Raw genomic sequence first — 18427 nt, forward strand, 5'->3', positions numbered from 1 at the left:
GCAAAAAGCGACGCCATTCTTTTCATTTCATTAAATACTTTGTTAAAATGAAGGGTGGAAGAAAAGTGGTTGGATCGATCAGTGAATCCACCTCAAACAGTCATCTTGCCATCTTTAATTTGGAGTACGACTTGTTGCAAGAAACATGATGAATAAAAGACATCAGTAACGATTCGTCGGCTGATTTAGAGAAATTGAGAAAAAAATACTTTTTATGAATTAGGAGTCGAGGACATGAGTGAGAATAAATTATTATTAGTAGACGGAAACAGTGTTGCTTTCCGTGCTTTTTTTGCCCTGCATAATTCTTTGGAACGTTTTAAAAATAAGAATGGGCTCCATACCAATGCGATTTATGCTTTCAATAATATGTTTGAAAATGTTATGGAACGAGAAAAACCAACACACGTTTTGGTTGCTTTTGATGCGGGAAATACGACCTTTCGAACAGCGATGTATGCTGAATATAAAGGTGGACGTTCGAAAACTCCTGGAGAATTCCGTGAACAAATGCCGTATTTACGGGATCTATTAGCTGGTTTAGGTGTAAAACATTATGAATTAGATAATTATGAAGCAGATGATATCATTGGGACATTGGCACATCGGGCAGCCGATGAAGGATTTGAAGTAGTCGTTTTATCAGGCGATCGTGATTTAACACAATTAGCGACAGAAAAGATCAAAGTAGATATTACGGTCAAAGGAGTTAGTGAAATCGAGTCGTATACACCTGAGCACGTGGCTGAAAAATATGATGGACTAACACCTAATCAAATCATCGATATGAAAGGTTTAGCAGGAGATACTTCGGATAATTATCCCGGCGTAACCAAGGTCGGCGAAAAGACCGCAATCAAATTACTAAAACAATTTGGCAGCGTCGAAGGGATCTACGAAAACATTGCTGAATTAAAACAAAGTAAAATGAAAGAAAATTTGATCAACGACAAAGAACAAGCCTTTCTTTCAAAAGAACTGGCGACGATCAAGTTAGACGCACCCGTAAGTATTTCAATTGATGAATTAGTTTATGATGGAAAAGATTTAGATAAATTGATTCCGTTCTTCAAAGAAATGGATTTCAAAGGTTTCTTGAATAAGTTAAACGTAGTTGAAGAAGAAGTCGAATTAGAAGATATCAAGTTTGAGGTTGTCTCAGAATTCAGTGCGGATATGTTTGAGCCAAATTCTGCTTTATATGTTGAAATGCTGGAAGAAAATTACCATTTTTCAGATATTGTAGGTGTTGCATGGGGAACCCGTGAAAAGATCTATGTAACAAATGAATTGGCATTATTTGAAAATAAAGCTTTTAAAAAATGGCTGGAAACTGCAAATGGAAAGAAAGTCTATGATGCTAAGCGCACGTATGTTGCGTTGAATCGTTATATTACTAAAACGGAAGGAATCAATTTTGACGTATTGCTGGCTGCTTATTTATTAGATACGACGGATAACAGCAATGATATCGCTGGTGTGGCGCAGTATTACGGTTACACGGAGATTCAAACAGATGAGCAGATTTACGGCAAAGGTGCTAAAAAAGGATTGCCGGAAGAAGAGGAACTTTTATTCGGTCATTTAGCACGTAAAATCAAAGCAATTCATTTTTTAAATGATAAATTAGAAAAAGAATTGGAAGAAAAACAGCAAGATAAATTATTTTATCAGATGGAATTGCCGCTTTCTCGTATTTTAGCCGAGATGGAAATCGCCGGGATCACCGTCGATGCGCAGCGGCTTCAATCCATGCGTGGAGAATTTTCAAAACGGCTGCAAGAAATTGAAGAAAAAATCTACCGCGAAGCCGGCGAAGAATTCAACATCAATTCACCTAAACAGTTAGGCGTGATTTTGTTCGAAAAAATGCAACTGCCTGTGATCAAAAAGACAAAGACAGGTTATTCAACTGCTGTAGATGTTTTAGAACAATTACGCGAACAAGCACCGATTGCCGAATACATTTTAAATTACCGCCAAATTGCTAAAATCCAATCGACTTATGTCGAAGGTTTATTAAAAGTTATCCAAAGTGACAATAAGATCCACACGCGTTATATTCAAACATTGACACAGACGGGACGCTTAAGCTCAGTTGATCCAAACTTGCAAAATATTCCGATCCGGTTGGAAGAAGGACGGAAAATCCGTCAAGCATTTGTACCGCGAGCTGAAAATTGGCTGATTTATTCTTCAGATTATTCACAAATCGAGTTGCGGGTTCTAGCGCATATTTCTGGCGATGAACATTTGAAACAAGCGTTCCATGACGGGATGGATATCCATACAAGTACAGCGATGCGAGTCTTCAATGTTTCACAAGAAGAAGTGACACCGAATATGCGGCGAAATGCTAAGGCAGTGAATTTTGGTATCGTCTATGGTATTTCAGATTATGGATTATCGCAGAATTTAGGCATCACGCGTAAAGCTGCGCAAGAGTATATCGATACTTATTTTGAAAATTATCCAGATGTGAAACGCTACATGGAAGAAAGTGTTCGTGAGGCAAAAGATAAAGGCTATACCGCGACATTATATAATCGCCGTCGGTATTTGCCAGACATCAACGCTCGCAACTACAATCTTCGTTCATTTGCAGAACGGACTGCGATTAACACACCGATCCAAGGCAGTGCGGCAGATATTTTAAAACTGGCGATGATCGAAATGGCAAAACGCTTAAAAGAAGAAAAACTTCAAGCAACGATGTTACTGCAAGTACATGATGAACTTGTCTTTGAAGTCCCAGAAAGCGAATTGGAACAATTAGACAACTTAGTCAAAGAAGTGATGGAAAATACCGTTCAATTAGATGTCCCATTATTAACCGACAGTAGTTGGGGAAAAACTTGGTACGAAGCAAAATAACGCAGAGGCTGGAGAACATTCCAGCTTCTTCTTTTCTAGATATTATTAAGTTGACAAAAAACAAAAATGTTAATTGAGTTAGGATGATAAAGATGCCGGAACTGCCAGAAGTTGAGACGGTCAGAAAGGGACTCGTCTCTTTAGTTAAAGGAAAAACAATTGCAAAAGTAGATGTTTATTGGCCGCGGATCATTGAGTTTCCAGAAGTAGAAATTTTTCAACAACAATTAGTCGGAGAAAAAATCGAGACAATTGACCGGCGTGGAAAGTATTTGATTTTTCAATTCACCCATTATGAAATGGTCTCTCATTTACGGATGGAGGGGAAATATGAGTACTTTGCTGCGCCAACACCGTTAGACAAACACAGCCATGTACGATTTATTTTCACCGATGGGACAGAATTAGTGTACCGTGATGTACGAAAATTTGGTCGGATGGCTTTATTGAAAAAAGGGGCGGCAAAAGAATACAAAGGATTGGTGCAATTAGGACCTGAACCGACTGAGACAGAATTTAAGCTAGCCGATTTTAAAAGACAGTTGGCAAAGTCTTCAACGATGATCAAACCATTATTATTAAATCAAAAAATCGTCGCTGGGTTAGGAAATATCTATGTCGATGAAGTTCTATGGTTAGCGAAGATCCATCCTGAACAACCGGCGAATACATTAAATGGACAGGCTGTTCAGCGTTTGCGCGAAGCGATCATTGAAGTCATCGCAAAAGCAAAAGAAGCCGGCGGGACGACGATCAGAACATATTTAAATGCCTTGGGCGAAGCGGGACATTTTCAACAAGAATTGCATGTCTATGGTCAAACCGACAAACCTTGCTCTCGCTGCCAAACACCGATCATTAAAATCAAAGTGGCACAAAGAGGTACGCATCTTTGTCCTCACTGTCAAAAATTAAAGAAGGTGGAATGATGAGCTTTATTCTAGGAATAACTGGTGGGATCGCCAGCGGGAAAACAACAGTTGTAAATTTTTTCAAAGCAAAGGGATTTCCAATCATAGATGGTGATATGGTTGCACGAGAAGTGGTAGAGCCTGGTACGGATGGCTTAGAGGCAGTGAAACAGGCATTTGGTACAACTATTTTACAAAGTGATGGCCGTTTAGATCGTAAAAAATTAGGCACCATTATTTTTCAGGATGAAAAAAAACGCCGACTGTTAGACAAAACTCTCGATCCATTTATTCGGGGGGAGATCAAACGCCAAATTCAAGCAGCGAAAAAAACAGCAGAGTTAGTAATCGCCGACATTCCGCTATTATACGAAGGACATTATGAAGCGATGATGGATGCGATAGCCGTGGTTTACGTGACACCGGACATTCAGTTAAACCGTTTGATGACCAGAAATGATTTGACTAAAAAAGCAGCACTAGAACGAATCAACAGCCAACTTTCGTTAGAAGAAAAGAAAAAAAGGGCGACGATCGTCTTCGATAATTGCGGTTCACAAGAAACAACGCACAAGCAAGTTTCAGACTGGTTAAAAGAAAATAAATTTGTTTCTTAATGAATTCGGCGTCGTAGCTTTACGACGCTTTTTTTAGCGAGCTGGTTATGGTAAACTCATGTTATATAAACAAATAACTTTTTTCTTTTGAACGATATTTGTTTTTAAAAAATTATTCTATATAACAAAAAAATATTCACGTTTCGTGAATTTAATCATGGTTAAGAAAGTGTAGGTGAAATCATGCGTTGTCCAAGATGTAATCATAATAATTCTCGAGTAATCGACAGCCGGCAAACGGATGATGGGCGAGCAATTCGTCGGCGAAGAGAATGTGAGAGCTGCGGTTTTCGGTTCACAACATTTGAGCGAATCGAAGCGGCACCATTATTAGTTGTTAAGCGCAATGGTGATCGTGAAGAATTCAGCCGGGATAAAATTTTACGCGGATTGATTCGTTCAGCTGAAAAGCGGCCGGTAGCAATGGAACAGATGGAACAAATCGTTGATCACGTAGAAAATCGCGTCCGTAGTATGGGTGAAAACGAAGTACCGACGAGCCAAGTCGGCGAATTTGTCATGGAAGATTTGATGGATGTCGATGAAATTGCCTATATCCGCTTTGCGAGCGTTTATCGCCAGTTTAAGGACATGTCTGTATTTTTAAAAGAGCTGCAGGAGATTGTCGACAAAGCGAAGACAACGGAAGAAGAGTAGGAGGCTTTTTTAGTGGCAGAAGAACTAAAACCTAGTACCTTTTACACGGTCTACGGCGAACCGCGGCTCGATCAAAGCAAACAGGAGTCACTGCTTTATTTGTATCAGCCGATCATCGGCAGCACTGCTGCTAGTTTATACCTAACTTTAGTGAGTGATCTTACACTGGAAGGCAAAAGTCCGAGTCTGATGCATACGGATTTGTTGGCAGCGATTGATGCCGGATTGATGAATCTGATCAAGGCTCGTGAACGCCTTGAAGGAATGGGACTGCTAGAGAGCTATCAAGCAGTTGATCATGAGATCGGTTTGAATTTGATCTATCAATTGCGCTTGCCATTGTCCCCTGAAAAATTTTTTCAAGACCCGTTAATGGCCTATTTATTGTTAGATAAAGTCGGAAAAAGTCGTTACGAACGGTTGGTTGAGCGCTTTAAAGCAACTTCCTTTGATAAGAAAAATCTGAAAAATATTACGAAACGTTTTCGTGATGTCTATCGGCTAGATGAAAAAGCTTTTACTAGTCAGGGCGAGATATTGGAACAAACACAAGTAGCATTTACGGAAAATCCCGAGTTTGATTGGTCATTATTTACCCAGCAGTTGAAACGGTTCAATCTGCTATTGAGTCAGGAAGAGCGGGAAAAATTACAGACTTTTCAGACATTGTACGGGTTGAATGAATTAGATCTAGCAGAATATGTGGCTAAAGCCGCTGCTGGAGAGAAAATAGGGTTGAACTTTAATTATTTGCGCCAGTTGATCAATAAAGAAAAACGCCCAATTGTCTCTGCTAAACAGCAAACAGCTGTAGCGGAGCATTCAGAAACGACAAGTAATTTTTCGTCTCAAGAATTGGAGATTATTGCACAAAGCAAAAAAATCGCGCCAGTCACTTTTTTACGGGCAATCAAGCGGGAAAAAGGCGGATTTGAGACAAATACAGAAGTTCGACTGTTAGAAGAATTGATTGGTCGCAACTTGCTGCCTAAAAGTGTCATCAACATCATTATCAATTATATTTTAGTGATCCAAGATCAAGCGGTGATCAACGCGAATTATTTAAATGCGATCGCAAATGACTGGGCACAGAAAAAAATCGTTACCCCAGAAGGTGCGATTGCACATGTACGGGAAAACAATCAAAAATTGGTGCGCAAACCGCAAACAAGTCGACCGGCCTATCAAAAACGCGGGGCTGTTCGTAGAGAAGCATTGCCAGAGCACATCAAACAACCACCAAAGGAAACTAAATTAGCACCAGAAAAAGAAGCAGAACTGAACCGCAAGTTAGCGGAATATCTAAGTAAAGAAGGTGACGCTTAATGGAAGATGTCGGAAAAGAGTTGAATCGTATCATCAAAAGCCGTGGGGTCGATGGTCGTTATCGTCAAATGATGGAAGAAATTTTGGCCGATCCTGATGTGCGTCAATTTATTGAGGAACATAAAGAAAAATTGACACAAGAAGATATTGAAAAATCTTTTGCAAAATTATATGAATTCGTCCAAGAAAAGAAAAAGTACTTAGCCTCTGATCCTACAATGATTGCGCCAGGTTATGAACCTCAATTAAGGTTGAACTTTCACTTTATTGATGTGACATATGTTCCTACAGATGAACTGCTGCGGGTAAAAAAAGAGGAAGAAATCCGTAATCGCGTGAACTCTTTAGATATGCCAAAAGATATCCGTAAAGCATCTATTCGGACGTTTGAGGTCACATCTGGCCGTGGCGAAGCGCTTGAAGCGTCGCTGGACTTTATCAATCAATACGAAGAAAATCCTAAAATGTTTCACAAAGCTTTGTATTTAGTTGGAGGATTCGGAGTCGGAAAAACATATTTACTTGGAGCGGTTGCACATGAATTAGCAGTTAAAGGGTTTGAAACGACACTGCTTCATTTCCCTACGTTCACGGGTGAAATGAAACAAGCGATTTCCAAAGATAACGTGGGTCCTAAATTAAACGAAGTCAAACGTGCACCGATTTTGATGATCGATGATATTGGGGCAGACTCGATGAGTGCTTGGATTCGCGATGAAGTGTTAGGCGTGATCTTACAGCATCGGATGCAAGAACAGTTGCCGACATTTTTCTCTTCGAATTTCAATATGGATCAACTTGAACAACATTTATCTGTCACTCAGCGTGGCGATGAAGAACCATTGAAAGCGCAACGGATCATGGAACGGATTCGTTATTTGAGCAAAGAAATTTTTATGACTGGCGAAAATCGTCGGAACGGTTAAAAAACGAAAATTCTCTTAGAAAAAAACAAACGCCCTATTAAAAAGCGCTGTCATTTAGCTCTTTTTTAGGGGCGCTTTTTTTAAGGAGTGTTATAATCTATTTTAGGATGTGAAAAAATGAACGCCAAAGATTTATCGAATCGTTTACAAAAAGCTGCAGAATTTGTGCCGCCAGCTGCTATTCTAGCTGATATCGGCTCTGATCATGCATATCTGCCAGTTGCTTTGATGTTACAAGAAAAAATATCGTATGGAATTGCCGGTGAAGTTGTTACTGGTCCTTATGAATCTGCCAAAAGGCAAGTGGCAAAGAATGGTTTAGAAGAGAAGATTGCTGTCCGTTTAGCTGATGGACTTGAGGCAGTAGAACTGGCTGATCACGTTTCTGCCATCACCATTTGTGGCATGGGCGGTGTTTTGATCCGTGATATTTTACAACGAGGCAAGGATAAGAACCGACTGTCTGGCAAAGAACGTTTGATTTTGCAACCAAATGTCGGTGAACGTCAATTGCGCCAATGGTTGGTCGCGGAAGGCTATCAAATCGTCGATGAAGCCATGATCGAGGAAAATTATAAAATTTATGAGATCATTGTGGCAGAAAAAACTAAAACAATACCAGATTATTCAGCAAAAGAACTTTTCTTTGGTCCGGTTTTATTAGTTGAGAAAAGTCCTATTTTTATAAAAAAATGGCAACATAAATTAAGCAAGAGTGAAACGATCTTAGCTAGTTTACATCAAAGTGATCAAGATGTTGCTGAAAAGATCAAGGAAGTCGCACAAGAGATCGAATGGATCAAGGAGGTACTCGTAGATGCAGGGAAATGAATTTATCCAACGTTTTAATCAGTATTGTCCTGAGTGGCTGGCTGAAGAAGGCGATCCAGTCGGACTGCACATCGGTACACTAAACAAAGACGTAAAAAAAATCATGATGAGTTTAGATGTTCGGCCGGCGGTTGTCGCAGAAGCAATCGCGAAAAAGGTTGATTTATTGATTGTCAAACATCCGCCTATTTTTCGACCGATTTCACGACTGACGACAGATGATATTCAGACAAAAATGTATGCTGATTTAATCAAACATGACATTGCAGTCTATGCAGCACATACTAATATGGACATCATCAACAATGGTTTAAACGATTGGTTTTGTGAAGCACTAGCTGTTTATGATACAGAATATTTGGTTCATACCCATACTGTTCAGATGAAAAAATTAGCAGTTTATATTCCGCAGACGGATGCAAAAAAAATGCGCCAAGCACTAGCTGAAGCTGGTGCCGGCGAGCAAGGCAATTATCAGGCGACTTCTTTTACAGTGAACGGTACGGGACGCTTCACGCCGACAAGTCAGGCAAATCCTGCAATCGGTTCAGCAAATATTCCAGAACAAGTTCAAGAAAGCAGAATTGAAGTGATCTTTCCTGAGACCAAGCAAGCTGAAGTATTAGCAGCGATGTTTGCAGCGCATCCATACGAAGAACCAGCCTATGATCTTTACCCGCTGGATAATTTGCCAGAAAAATTTGGGATTGGTCGTGTCGGTAATTTGAAAGATGAGATGTCTGCAGAAGACTTTATTGCAAAAGTAAAAAAAGTTTTCGGATTGCAAGGTCTGCGAGTAGTCTATCCGCATGCGAACAAAGAAACAATCAAGCGGGTTGCTATTTGTGGCGGAAGTGGCGAGAAGTTTTACCGTGATGCTTTAGCGGCAAACGCTGACGTTTATATTACTGGCGATGTTTACTATCATACTGCGCATGATATGCAAGAAACAGGGATGTTAGTGATCGACCCGGGACACTATATTGAGTCGCTGTGCAAAGAGAAAATGGTGGCTCTATTTGAACAATGGAAAAATGAAGAAGGCTGGAATGTTGATTTCCTTGCATCTGAGGTTTCCACGGATCCTTTTTCATTTAAATAAATAGCATTAAAGGAGAGAGTACTATGTACGAAAATTTATTACCGCGTTTTTTACACTATGTTAAAACAGAAACTCGTTCTGATGCGACAAGCACCACAACACCAACGACTCAAACACAGGTAGACTTTGCCCATGAGCTAATGAAAGAATTGGCAGAGATTGGCATGCAAGATATCGCTTATAACGAGACGAATGGTTATGTGATGGCAACTTTGCCAAGTAATCTTGATAAAGAAGCGCGGACGATCGGATTTATCTCTCATATGGACACCGCCGATTTCAATGCGACAAATGTCAATCCGCAAATCGTTGAAAACTATGACGGCCAATCAACGATTAAATTAGATGCGGCTGGAAAGTATACTTTAAACATAAAAGATTTCCCAAATTTAAAAAATTATACGGGGCAAACGTTGATTACTACTGATGGCTCGACCTTGCTGGGCTCTGATGATAAATCAGGGATCGCTGAAATCATGACTGCGATGGAATATTTGATCGCTCATCCTGAAATCAAACACGGAGAAGTTCGGGTTGGTTTTGGTCCTGATGAAGAAATCGGAATCGGAGCAGATAAGTTTGATGTAAAAGAATTCAATACAGACTTTGCTTATACGATGGACGGCGGACCAATCGGGGAATTGCAATATGAAACTTTCAGTGCCGCTCAAGCTGAAATTACGATGCACGGAAAAAACGTTCACCCTGGTACGGCGAAAAATACGATGATCAATGCGTTGCAAATGGCAATTGATTTCCATAATCAATTACCAGAAGATGAACGCCCAGAAAAAACGGACGGTCGCGAAGGGTTCTTCCATTTGCTAGCTTTAGACGGGAACGTGGAAGAAGCAAAAATGACGTATATCGTTCGTGATCATGATCGCGATAAATTTGAAGCACGCAAACAAATGATCAAAGAGATTCAAGAAAAAATGAACAGCCAATTTGACCAAGAACGAGTAGAGATCAATATGTACGATCAATACTACAATATGGGTGAAATCATCGAAAAAGATATGAGCATCATTGAACTAGCTAAAGGTGCGATGGAAGAAGTAGATGTCAAACCAATCATCGAACCAATCCGTGGCGGTACAGATGGTTCTAAAATCTCATTCATGGGTATTCCGACACCAAATATCTTTGCCGGCGCCGAAAACATGCATGGACGGTTTGAATTTGTCTCATTACAAACAATGGAAAAAGCAGTTGACGTGATCGTGAAGATCATTGAAAACAACGCAAAATAAGTTTATGGGAAAAGCTTTGAGGAAACTTGAAGCTTTTTCTTTTTTTGCCCATTAGCATGTGGTAGGCTATAGCAATAAAGAAAAAATGAGGCTAAAAAATGAATTTATCTATCAATCGTAAATTGATTCTAAATATTTTGTTGTTTGTAGTGATGATCGGTGTGATTATTTTTGTGATTCGCGATTCTTTAAGTGAAATTTTTGCAGAGCTTGGCAAAACTTCGCTGCCAGTCCTTTTAGGCGTCACCGCTCTTGGATTGATCAGTCAAATGATCGAAGGATACAGCATTAAAAATATCGCAAACGAATTTAATCGCAAATTTTCTGTTCTTGATGGTTTTTTTGCTTCTGCGTATGCAACATTCTATCGAGTGATCACATTTGGAACCGGTTCGATTGTATCTGAGGTAATTTATTATCACAAAAAAAACTTGAGATACTCAGAAGGAACAGGGACTAGCGCGTTGAGAATGATTACTTATAAGATCGCATTGATCGTTTGGGCGTTGTTTTTTTTGGTACTGAAAAACGATGCAATCCAACAACATGTGGCTAATGGGACTTTATTAGTGATTGCAGGAATAGCAGTAACTTTACTGATTGTTTCAACATTGCTTATTTTAAGTTTGAACATCAATGCGCAAGTATTGTTAGTGATCTTTTGCAATCGAGTAATCAAACATCAAAAATTACGGGATATCGTTGACCGCATCAATAATCAAGTGTATTCATTGCGTGCGGCGATCAAAGCATTTATCCGTGATCGAAAAGCGGTTGTCCGCGTATTTTGTTCAAACATGGCGAAATTATTCGTCTGGTATTCATTACCATTTTTTATTTTGGTTCAAGATCATCCGACTATCGATATTTGGCTGACGGTGGCGCTGATCAGTTTCACCGTGATTCTCGGCGGTGTTTTACCGGCACCAGGTGGGATCGGCGGTTTTGAATTTGTTTATGTTTTGTTATTCCGAAATGTCGTAGGCAAGGTAGATGCAGTGTCGTCATTGCTCTTGTATCGTTATGCGACCTATCTATTACCATTTTTAATCGGCATGATCTATGTATTATTTACTAAACAACGTCAGATCAATCATGAATTTAAAAAAGCAAAAAAAGAAGTTAACGACTGAAAGTCGTTAACTTCTTTTCGTTTAATAATGTATGACCAATTTTCCGATCATTTGATTTTCTTCAACGATTTGATGGGCTTGATAGAAAACTTCTGGCGAAAAACCGGGAATGATCTTCGTTAAGGTACTTTTGATTTTTCTCTCTTGCAACAGCTGAACGAGGAGTTCCAAAATCTTTCCTTGAGAAGCAACATCAAAATCATAATCCGTCTTAGCAAACATGTATTCCCAATCGAAGCTGCCAGATTTATTTTTTAATTTTGCTAGATCCAGATCTTTATTCGATCCTACAATGGAGCCTAAGTGGCCAAAGGGTTCGAGTAAGTCGCACATTTCTTCAAAATAGTGATCAGTTGAATGGAGAATCAAAATATTTGGGATTGATTGATAGCCGAGTTTGTTTAATTGCTTCGTCAAATTTTTGTGATGATCGATGACTAAATCAGCACCCATTCTTTCTACCCATTCTTTGCTTTCTTTACGTGAGGCAGTGGCAATTACATTCAGACCAGCCCATTTAGCCAGTTGAATCGCAATCGAACCAACACCGCCAGCACCATTGATAATGAACAATGTTCCTTTATTTTGTTTTTCTCCAGCTATCAATCCCATTTTTTCGAATAACATCTCGTAGGCAGTAATAAAGGTTAACGGCAGAGCGGCAGCCTCATCTGTTGAGATTTTGTTTGGCAATTTTGCAACGATACGAGAATCGACGACTTGACTTTCGCTATAGCTGCCAAATCTTCTAGTCGTACCGGCAAAAAGAACACGATCACCGATCTCAATATTTTCAACTTGACTGCCTAATTGGGTCACAATCCCTACGCTGTCAAAACCAAGAACGTGAGGCTGAGGAATTCCTTTGCCGTTTTGTCTTAATTTTGTATCAATCGGATTGATTGACACAGCTAAATTTTTTACAGCTAGATCAAATTTATTCAGTTTAGGAAGCATCACTTCATAAGTTTCAAAATAATTTCCATTCGAAAGTAGAAATCCTTTTTCAAATCCAATTACACGTGAAATCATTGAATCACTCACTTTCTAGTAATGAAAGAATTGTAGCATTATTTTGATTTTCTTCATAATAATAAACGTTGCACAGAACAAGTACATTGTTTGACCTTTATTGACCAATGATATATACTTTTAAGTGTAAATTATTAATCAGGTCGGAGGTATGTTTATGAATATCGAAAAAATGACGACGACTTTACAAGAAGCGATTGCTGAAGCACAACAGATCGCTGTAACGAGACATCATCAAGAAATTGATATCGCGCATGTATGGAAAATTTTTCTTCAGCCAGATCACTTTGGTCGTAATTTCTATGCAGATGCTAGGATCGACGTCGAACGCTTTGAACAAGAAATCGATAAGTTGCTTGATGCGTATCCAACTGTTAGCGGCAACGTTCAGTATGGTCAAAATTTGAGTCAGAATCTGTTTACGTTATTAAATGAAGCAGATCAATTACGGGAAACGTTTAACGACGACTTCTTATCAACTGAGATCGTCATTTTAGCGTTGATGAAATTAAAAAATTATCCTTTGACGAACTATTTGGTTCAACAAGGGTTGAATGAAAAAGAACTCCAAAAAAATATTGAAGATATGCGAGGAGGAGATCGAGTGACTTCGCAAAATCAAGAAGAAACTTATAAAGCATTAGAAAAATATGGCGTTGATTTAGTTCAACAAGTAAAAAACGGCAAGCAAGATCCCATAATCGGTCGTGACGAAGAGATTCGTGACGTGATCCGGATCCTTTCACGGAAGACTAAAAATAATCCAGTCTTGATTGGTGAACCGGGTGTTGGTAAAACAGCGATCGTGGAAGGCTTAGCTCAACGGATCGTCCGTAAAGATGTTCCGGAAAATTTAAAAGACAAAACCGTTTTCTCATTAGATATGGGTTCATTGATCGCCGGGGCAAAATTTCGCGGCGAGTTTGAGGAACGCTTAAAGGCAGTTTTGAAAGAAGTTAAAAAATCAGACGGAAGAATTTTACTATTTATTGATGAGATCCACAATATCGTTGGAGCTGGAAAAACAGAAGGCAGTATGGATGCCGGCAATTTGTTGAAACCTATGTTGGCACGTGGTGAATTGCATTTGATTGGTGCGACGACATTGGATGAATACCGTCAATATATGGAAAAAGACAAAGCATTGGAACGCCGTTTCCAAAAAGTACTCGTGAAAGAGCCAACAGTCGAAGATACGATCAGTATTTTGCGCGGCTTGAAGGAACGTTTTGAGATTCATCATGGTGTGAACATCCACGACAATGCGTTAGTAGCCGCGGCAACATTATCCGATCGTTACATTACAGATCGATTTTTGCCAGATAAAGCCATTGATCTGATCGATGAAGCTAGCGCAAGTATCCGAGTAGAAATGAACTCGATGCCAACAGAACTTGATCAAACGACTCGTCGTTTGATGCAATTAGAAATCGAAGAAGCCGCGCTGAAAAAAGAAAGCGACGATGCCAGCAAAAAACGGTTAGAAAATTTGCAGGAAGAATTGGCTGACCTGCGGGAAGAAACCCATGCGATGAAATTGCAATGGGAGACAGAAAAAGAAGAAGTAGCCGTTGTTTCTAACAAGCGGGCGGAAATTGATCAGGCTAAGCATGAATTAGAAGATGCCGAAAATAATTATGATTTGGAACGGGCTGCGGTACTTCGCCATGGAACCATTCCGAATTTAGAAAAAGAATTAGCTGAACTAGAGGAAAAAAATAAAAAGAGCGACCTTAAAATGGTACAAGAATCGGTTACTGAAAATGAAATCGCTCAAGTTGTCGGGCGCTTGACTGGAATTCCTGTGACTAAGTTAGTTGCGGGCGAACGGGAAAAACTATTGAACTTGAACAGTACACTGCACCAACGTGTAATTGGGCAAGAGGAAGCCGTTGATGCTGTAAGTGATGCGGTGTTACGTTCTCGTGCTGGGTTACAAGATCCTGCACGTCCATTAGGCTCATTCTTATTTTTAGGACCGACGGGTGTAGGGAAAACCGAACTTGCAAAAGCCTTGGCGGAAAATTTATTCGATTCAGAAAATCATATGGTTCGGATCGATATGAGTGAGTACATGGAGAAACATTCAGTATCACGATTAGTAGGAGCTCCTCCAGGTTATGTCGGATATGAAGAAGGCGGACAATTAACAGAAGCCGTTCGCCGGAATCCGTATACGATCATTTTGCTTGACGAAATTGAAAAAGCGCATCCAGATGTCTTCAATATTTTATTGCAAGTCTTAGATGATGGACGTTTGACCGATTCAAAAGGACGGTTAGTCGACTTTAAAAATACCGTTTTGATCATGACAAGTAACATCGGTTCGCAAGTACTCTTGAATGGTGTGACGGCAGACGGGGAAATCCCTGAAACAACAAAAGAACAAGTTTTTGAACTATTGCGTGGACATTTCAAACCGGAATTCTTAAATCGAATTGATGATACGATTTTATTTACGCCATTAAGTTTGGCTGATGTCAAAGGAATCGTCGAGAAAATTATTCAACAGTTATCTCATCGGTTAGAAGAACAAGAAATTCAGTTGAATATTACTGAAGATGCCAAAACTTGGATTGCGGAAAAAGCCTACGAGCCACAATATGGGGCGCGACCATTGAAACGGTTCATTACTCGAGAAGTTGAAACACCTTTAGCGAAGGAGATCATTGCCGGTCGCGTGATGCCAAAGACAACAGTAGCAATCGAATTATGGAATGATCAATTGATTTTTCAGAATCAACTAGATACAGATGAGTCAGCAAATAAATAGAAATAAAACAGTAGTCGCATCAAACAGCAAGACATTTGCATTTGATGCGACTGTTTGAGTAATTTCGGCTCTTTTAAAAAATCAAGGATTATTGAATAGCAACAAATTAACTTTTTTATTACACATATTACGATGCCGTGACAAATTAGTGAATTTAAAGGATTTGAATTGTTTGTTAGGGATTCTTAGATTATACTTTTAAAAGAAATTAAAATGAAGAGCTCTGTAAAGGTTTCTTGGAGGTATATGATGAATCAATTTAAAACCCGTACCGAAAAATACAATTATATAAGAATGCAGCAAAAAGCAAAAAAACTAAAAGTTGCGAAAAAAACGGTCCCTTTGTTAGGAACAGCGATGATCCTATCGCCGGCTGTTTTAAGCATGAACACAGTTGAAGTAAGTGCGGCAGAAACAGGTCAAGCACAAAACCAATCTGCGTTTATCGAACAATTAGGTGCTTCAGCAATGCAAGTTTCATCAGCCAACGACCTCTATGCCTCAATTATGGTTGCTCAAGCGTTAGTTGAAACTGGTTTCGGATCTTCTCAATTATCAGCGGCACCTTACTATAATTTGTTTGGTGTAAAAGAATACGGCGGTGGAGCATCGGTGACGATGGGAACGCAAGAGTATTTGAACGGACAATGGGTAACGATGGATGAACCATTTGCTGTATACAACAGTTACGGCGAAGCGTTTCAAGCGCATGCGAGTTTACTAGCTAGTTCATATTATGCTGGCGCACGTAAAAGTCATACTAACAGCTATCAAGATGCGGCCGTCTATTTAACTGGCCGTTACGCGACAGATCCAGGTTATGCAGGCAAGTTGATTTCTTTGATCCAATCATATAATCTAACTCGTTTTGATACACCAGGAGCGGGTACAGCGGTACAAACGACGACGCAAAGTCAAAGTACAGAAACAACACAAGCAGCACAAACAACCACTGCTTCAGCAAGTGGACAATCGTATACGGTTCAGTCAGGCGATTCAGTCTGGGGAATTGCAGAAAAATTCGGCATCAGTGTTGATCAATTACTAGCAGATAATGGTTGGAGTACTGAGACGACGATTATGCCAGGCGATACAATCACAATTTGATTTTTCTAAAGATGGAGCAAAAGGCTCCATCTTTTTTTGCTTATTTAACCGGTTGATTTAAATGTGGCAAATGCAGATCAAGGAAAGGCTTTAAAAGTCGAAATCCTCGCATCTTCTCTCATTATTCGTTAATATATTTATAGAAGATAAGGAATGGAGCGAGGAAGCATGACAAAAATTTATGACTCAATTTTGGATACGATCGGTGAAACGCCAATTGTTAAACTTAACAATATGACAACAGATAATATGGCGCAGATTTTTGTTAAGTTAGAATCATTTAATCCTGGCGGTAGCGTAAAAGATCGGATTGCATTGCGAATGATCGAAGATGCAGAAAAAAATGGCAGGTTGAAAGCTGGAATGCCGATTATTGAGCCGACTTCTGGAAATACCGGTATCGGTTTGGCGATGGTTGGGGCTGCAAAAGGCTATCCTGTAACGTTAGTAATGCCGGATACGATGAGCGTCGAACGTCGTAAATTGATGCAAGCCTATGGTGCAGAGTTAGTTTTAACACCAGGTGCCGATGGAATGAAAGGTGCAATTGCAAAAGCAAAAGAATTAGCTGAAGAAAATAATGGTTTTATCCCCGCGCAGTTTGATAATCCGTCAAATCCAAAGGTTCATGAAGAAACAACGGCTAGAGAGATCGTTGATGTTTTTGAGACCCATGGGTTGGATGCTTTTGTTGCCGGTGTCGGCACTGGCGGAACGATCACAGGAGTAGGAAATGAATTAAAGCGGATGTATAAAGAGATTAAAATTTATGCAGTCGAACCTGTGGAATCCGCTGTTTTAGAGGGCGGTCAGCCAGGCCCGCATAAAATCCAAGGAATTGGTGCAGGGTTTATTCCAAGTGTTTTAGATACGGCCGTCTATGATGAGGTCTTAGCAGTAAAAGGGGACGATGCGATCGAGACAGCGCGTGAAATTGCGAAAAAAGAAGGGATTTTAGTTGGCGTTTCTTCTGGTGCTGCATTGTTTGCGGCAATTGAAGTAGCGAAGAAAATGAATCCTGATCAGAAAGTTCTAGTTTTATTACCAGATAATGGCGAACGCTATTTATCTACTGAATTGTTTCAATTTAATCAATAGTTTTATGAAAATTATTAATTTTTGATTCTAAACTAGTATTTCCCCTCAGATAATAGTATTATTTAACTGAGAATATGAATAGGAGGGGCTTATATGGTAAATGAGGCAGTTGACCAAGCGGTTAAAGGATTAAAAGCCAGCGGAGTCAGAATTACGCCGCAGCGTTATGCCATTTTAGAGTATCTGATCCAATATCGTAGTCATCCAACAGCCGATGAGATTTTTCGCTCCCTTGAAAGTCGCTTCCAAAACATGAGTGTGGCTACAGTGTACAATAACTTGAGAAAATTTGTTGAAATCGGAATCGTCCAAGAAATGAATTATGGCGATGCGGCAAGCCGTTTTGATTATACTAACAAACAACATTATCATGCGATTTGTACAGAGTGTGGGAAAATCGTTGACTTTTTCTATCCTGGATTAGAAGATGTTGAGATGGCATCGAGTAAACTAACGGGTTATCAAGTTAACAAGCACCGTTTGGAAGTTTATGGCTTATGCCCAGATTGTCAAAAGAAAGCTGAAGATGGCGCGACTGCTTAGCTGAGATCAGTCATAAAAAAATATTTTTTTAGCCTGTAGATCATTTACGATCTGCAGGCTATTTTTGTTTAATCAAATCGATTGTTTAGGTGGAAGCCGCTTGAATAGTTCGGTTAAGTCGGACTAAAAGCCCTTCAGTAATTTATTTTTAAGAAGATGATCGAAATTGAATGATTTCACAAATTAGAATAATCACATAAAAAACTGATAACGTTTGCGATTTTATTTATTAAAAAAACTATTT

The 18427-nt window shown here is 39.5% G+C and carries 15 protein-coding genes; 14 read left to right on the forward strand and 1 reads right to left on the reverse strand.

What is annotated here, in order from left to right:
- Positions 1-234 precede the first annotated feature (234 nt).
- From polA to FFM68_RS06030, 10 genes are all read left to right on the forward strand, one after another.
- On the forward strand, positions 235-2874 hold the full coding sequence (polA, locus tag FFM68_RS05985) for a DNA polymerase I (RefSeq protein ID WP_137618517.1): 2640 nt from the start codon (positions 235-237) through the stop codon (positions 2872-2874).
- A 92-nt stretch (positions 2875-2966) separates the two neighbouring features.
- Positions 2967-3803: a DNA-formamidopyrimidine glycosylase gene (gene mutM / locus FFM68_RS05990; RefSeq protein ID WP_137618518.1), complete on the forward strand. Its 837-nt coding sequence runs from the start codon at positions 2967-2969 to the stop codon at positions 3801-3803.
- Positions 3803-4402, forward strand: a complete 600-nt coding sequence (gene coaE, locus FFM68_RS05995) for a dephospho-CoA kinase (RefSeq protein ID WP_137618519.1) — start codon at positions 3803-3805, stop codon at positions 4400-4402. The genes mutM and coaE overlap by 1 nt, the downstream gene beginning before the upstream one ends.
- 183 nt (positions 4403-4585) lie before the next feature.
- Positions 4586-5059 carry a transcriptional regulator NrdR gene (gene nrdR / locus FFM68_RS06000; protein WP_137608356.1) on the forward strand — a complete coding sequence of 158 codons (474 nt, stop codon included), beginning with the start codon at positions 4586-4588 and terminating at the stop codon, positions 5057-5059.
- A 12-nt stretch (positions 5060-5071) separates the two neighbouring features.
- Positions 5072-6385: a DnaD domain protein gene (locus tag FFM68_RS06005; RefSeq protein WP_137618520.1), complete on the forward strand. Its 1314-nt coding sequence runs from the start codon at positions 5072-5074 to the stop codon at positions 6383-6385.
- Complete coding sequence (gene dnaI, locus FFM68_RS06010; protein ID WP_137618521.1) at positions 6385-7311, forward strand: primosomal protein DnaI; 927 nt, start codon at positions 6385-6387, stop codon at positions 7309-7311. Before FFM68_RS06005 ends, dnaI begins: the two co-directional genes overlap by 1 nt.
- A 117-nt stretch (positions 7312-7428) precedes the next feature.
- Positions 7429-8142, forward strand: coding sequence for a tRNA (adenine(22)-N(1))-methyltransferase (locus tag FFM68_RS06015; RefSeq protein ID WP_137618522.1), 714 nt, complete (start codon positions 7429-7431; stop codon positions 8140-8142).
- Positions 8129-9244, forward strand: coding sequence for a Nif3-like dinuclear metal center hexameric protein (locus tag FFM68_RS06020; protein ID WP_137618523.1), 1116 nt, complete (start codon positions 8129-8131; stop codon positions 9242-9244). Before FFM68_RS06015 ends, FFM68_RS06020 begins: the two co-directional genes overlap by 14 nt.
- Before the next feature lie 23 nt (positions 9245-9267).
- Positions 9268-10497 carry a peptidase T gene (gene pepT, locus FFM68_RS06025; protein ID WP_137618524.1) on the forward strand — a complete coding sequence of 410 codons (1230 nt, stop codon included), beginning with the start codon at positions 9268-9270 and terminating at the stop codon, positions 10495-10497.
- Between the two features lie 98 nt (positions 10498-10595).
- Positions 10596-11630: a lysylphosphatidylglycerol synthase transmembrane domain-containing protein gene (locus FFM68_RS06030; protein WP_137618525.1), complete on the forward strand. Its 1035-nt coding sequence runs from the start codon at positions 10596-10598 to the stop codon at positions 11628-11630.
- A 21-nt stretch (positions 11631-11651) separates the two neighbouring features.
- Here FFM68_RS06030 and FFM68_RS06035 read toward each other — a convergent pair whose 3' ends face one another.
- Positions 11652-12662, reverse strand: coding sequence for a zinc-binding alcohol dehydrogenase family protein (locus FFM68_RS06035; RefSeq protein WP_137618526.1), 1011 nt, complete (start codon positions 12660-12662; stop codon positions 11652-11654).
- Between the two features lie 157 nt (positions 12663-12819).
- Here FFM68_RS06035 and clpB point away from each other — a divergent pair, with 157 nt between their 5' ends.
- The 4 genes from clpB (at position 12820) to FFM68_RS06055 (ending at position 18183) form a co-directional block, all read left to right on the forward strand.
- A complete protein-coding gene (gene clpB, locus FFM68_RS06040) occupies positions 12820-15435 on the forward strand; it encodes an ATP-dependent chaperone ClpB (protein WP_137618527.1) in 2616 nt (871 codons plus the stop codon).
- Positions 15436-15684: 249 nt separating this feature from the next.
- Positions 15685-16542, forward strand: coding sequence for a glucosaminidase domain-containing protein (locus FFM68_RS06045; RefSeq protein WP_137618528.1), 858 nt, complete (start codon positions 15685-15687; stop codon positions 16540-16542).
- Between the two features lie 168 nt (positions 16543-16710).
- Positions 16711-17640: a cysteine synthase A gene (cysK, locus tag FFM68_RS06050; RefSeq protein ID WP_137618529.1), complete on the forward strand. Its 930-nt coding sequence runs from the start codon at positions 16711-16713 to the stop codon at positions 17638-17640.
- Between the two features lie 93 nt (positions 17641-17733).
- Complete coding sequence (locus FFM68_RS06055) at positions 17734-18183, forward strand: Fur family transcriptional regulator (protein ID WP_137618530.1); 450 nt, start codon at positions 17734-17736, stop codon at positions 18181-18183.
- Positions 18184-18427: the final 244 nt, after the last annotated feature.

Source organism: Enterococcus xiangfangensis (genome assembly GCF_005405365.1).
Lineage (GTDB): Bacteria > Bacillota > Bacilli > Lactobacillales > Enterococcaceae > Enterococcus_A > Enterococcus_A xiangfangensis.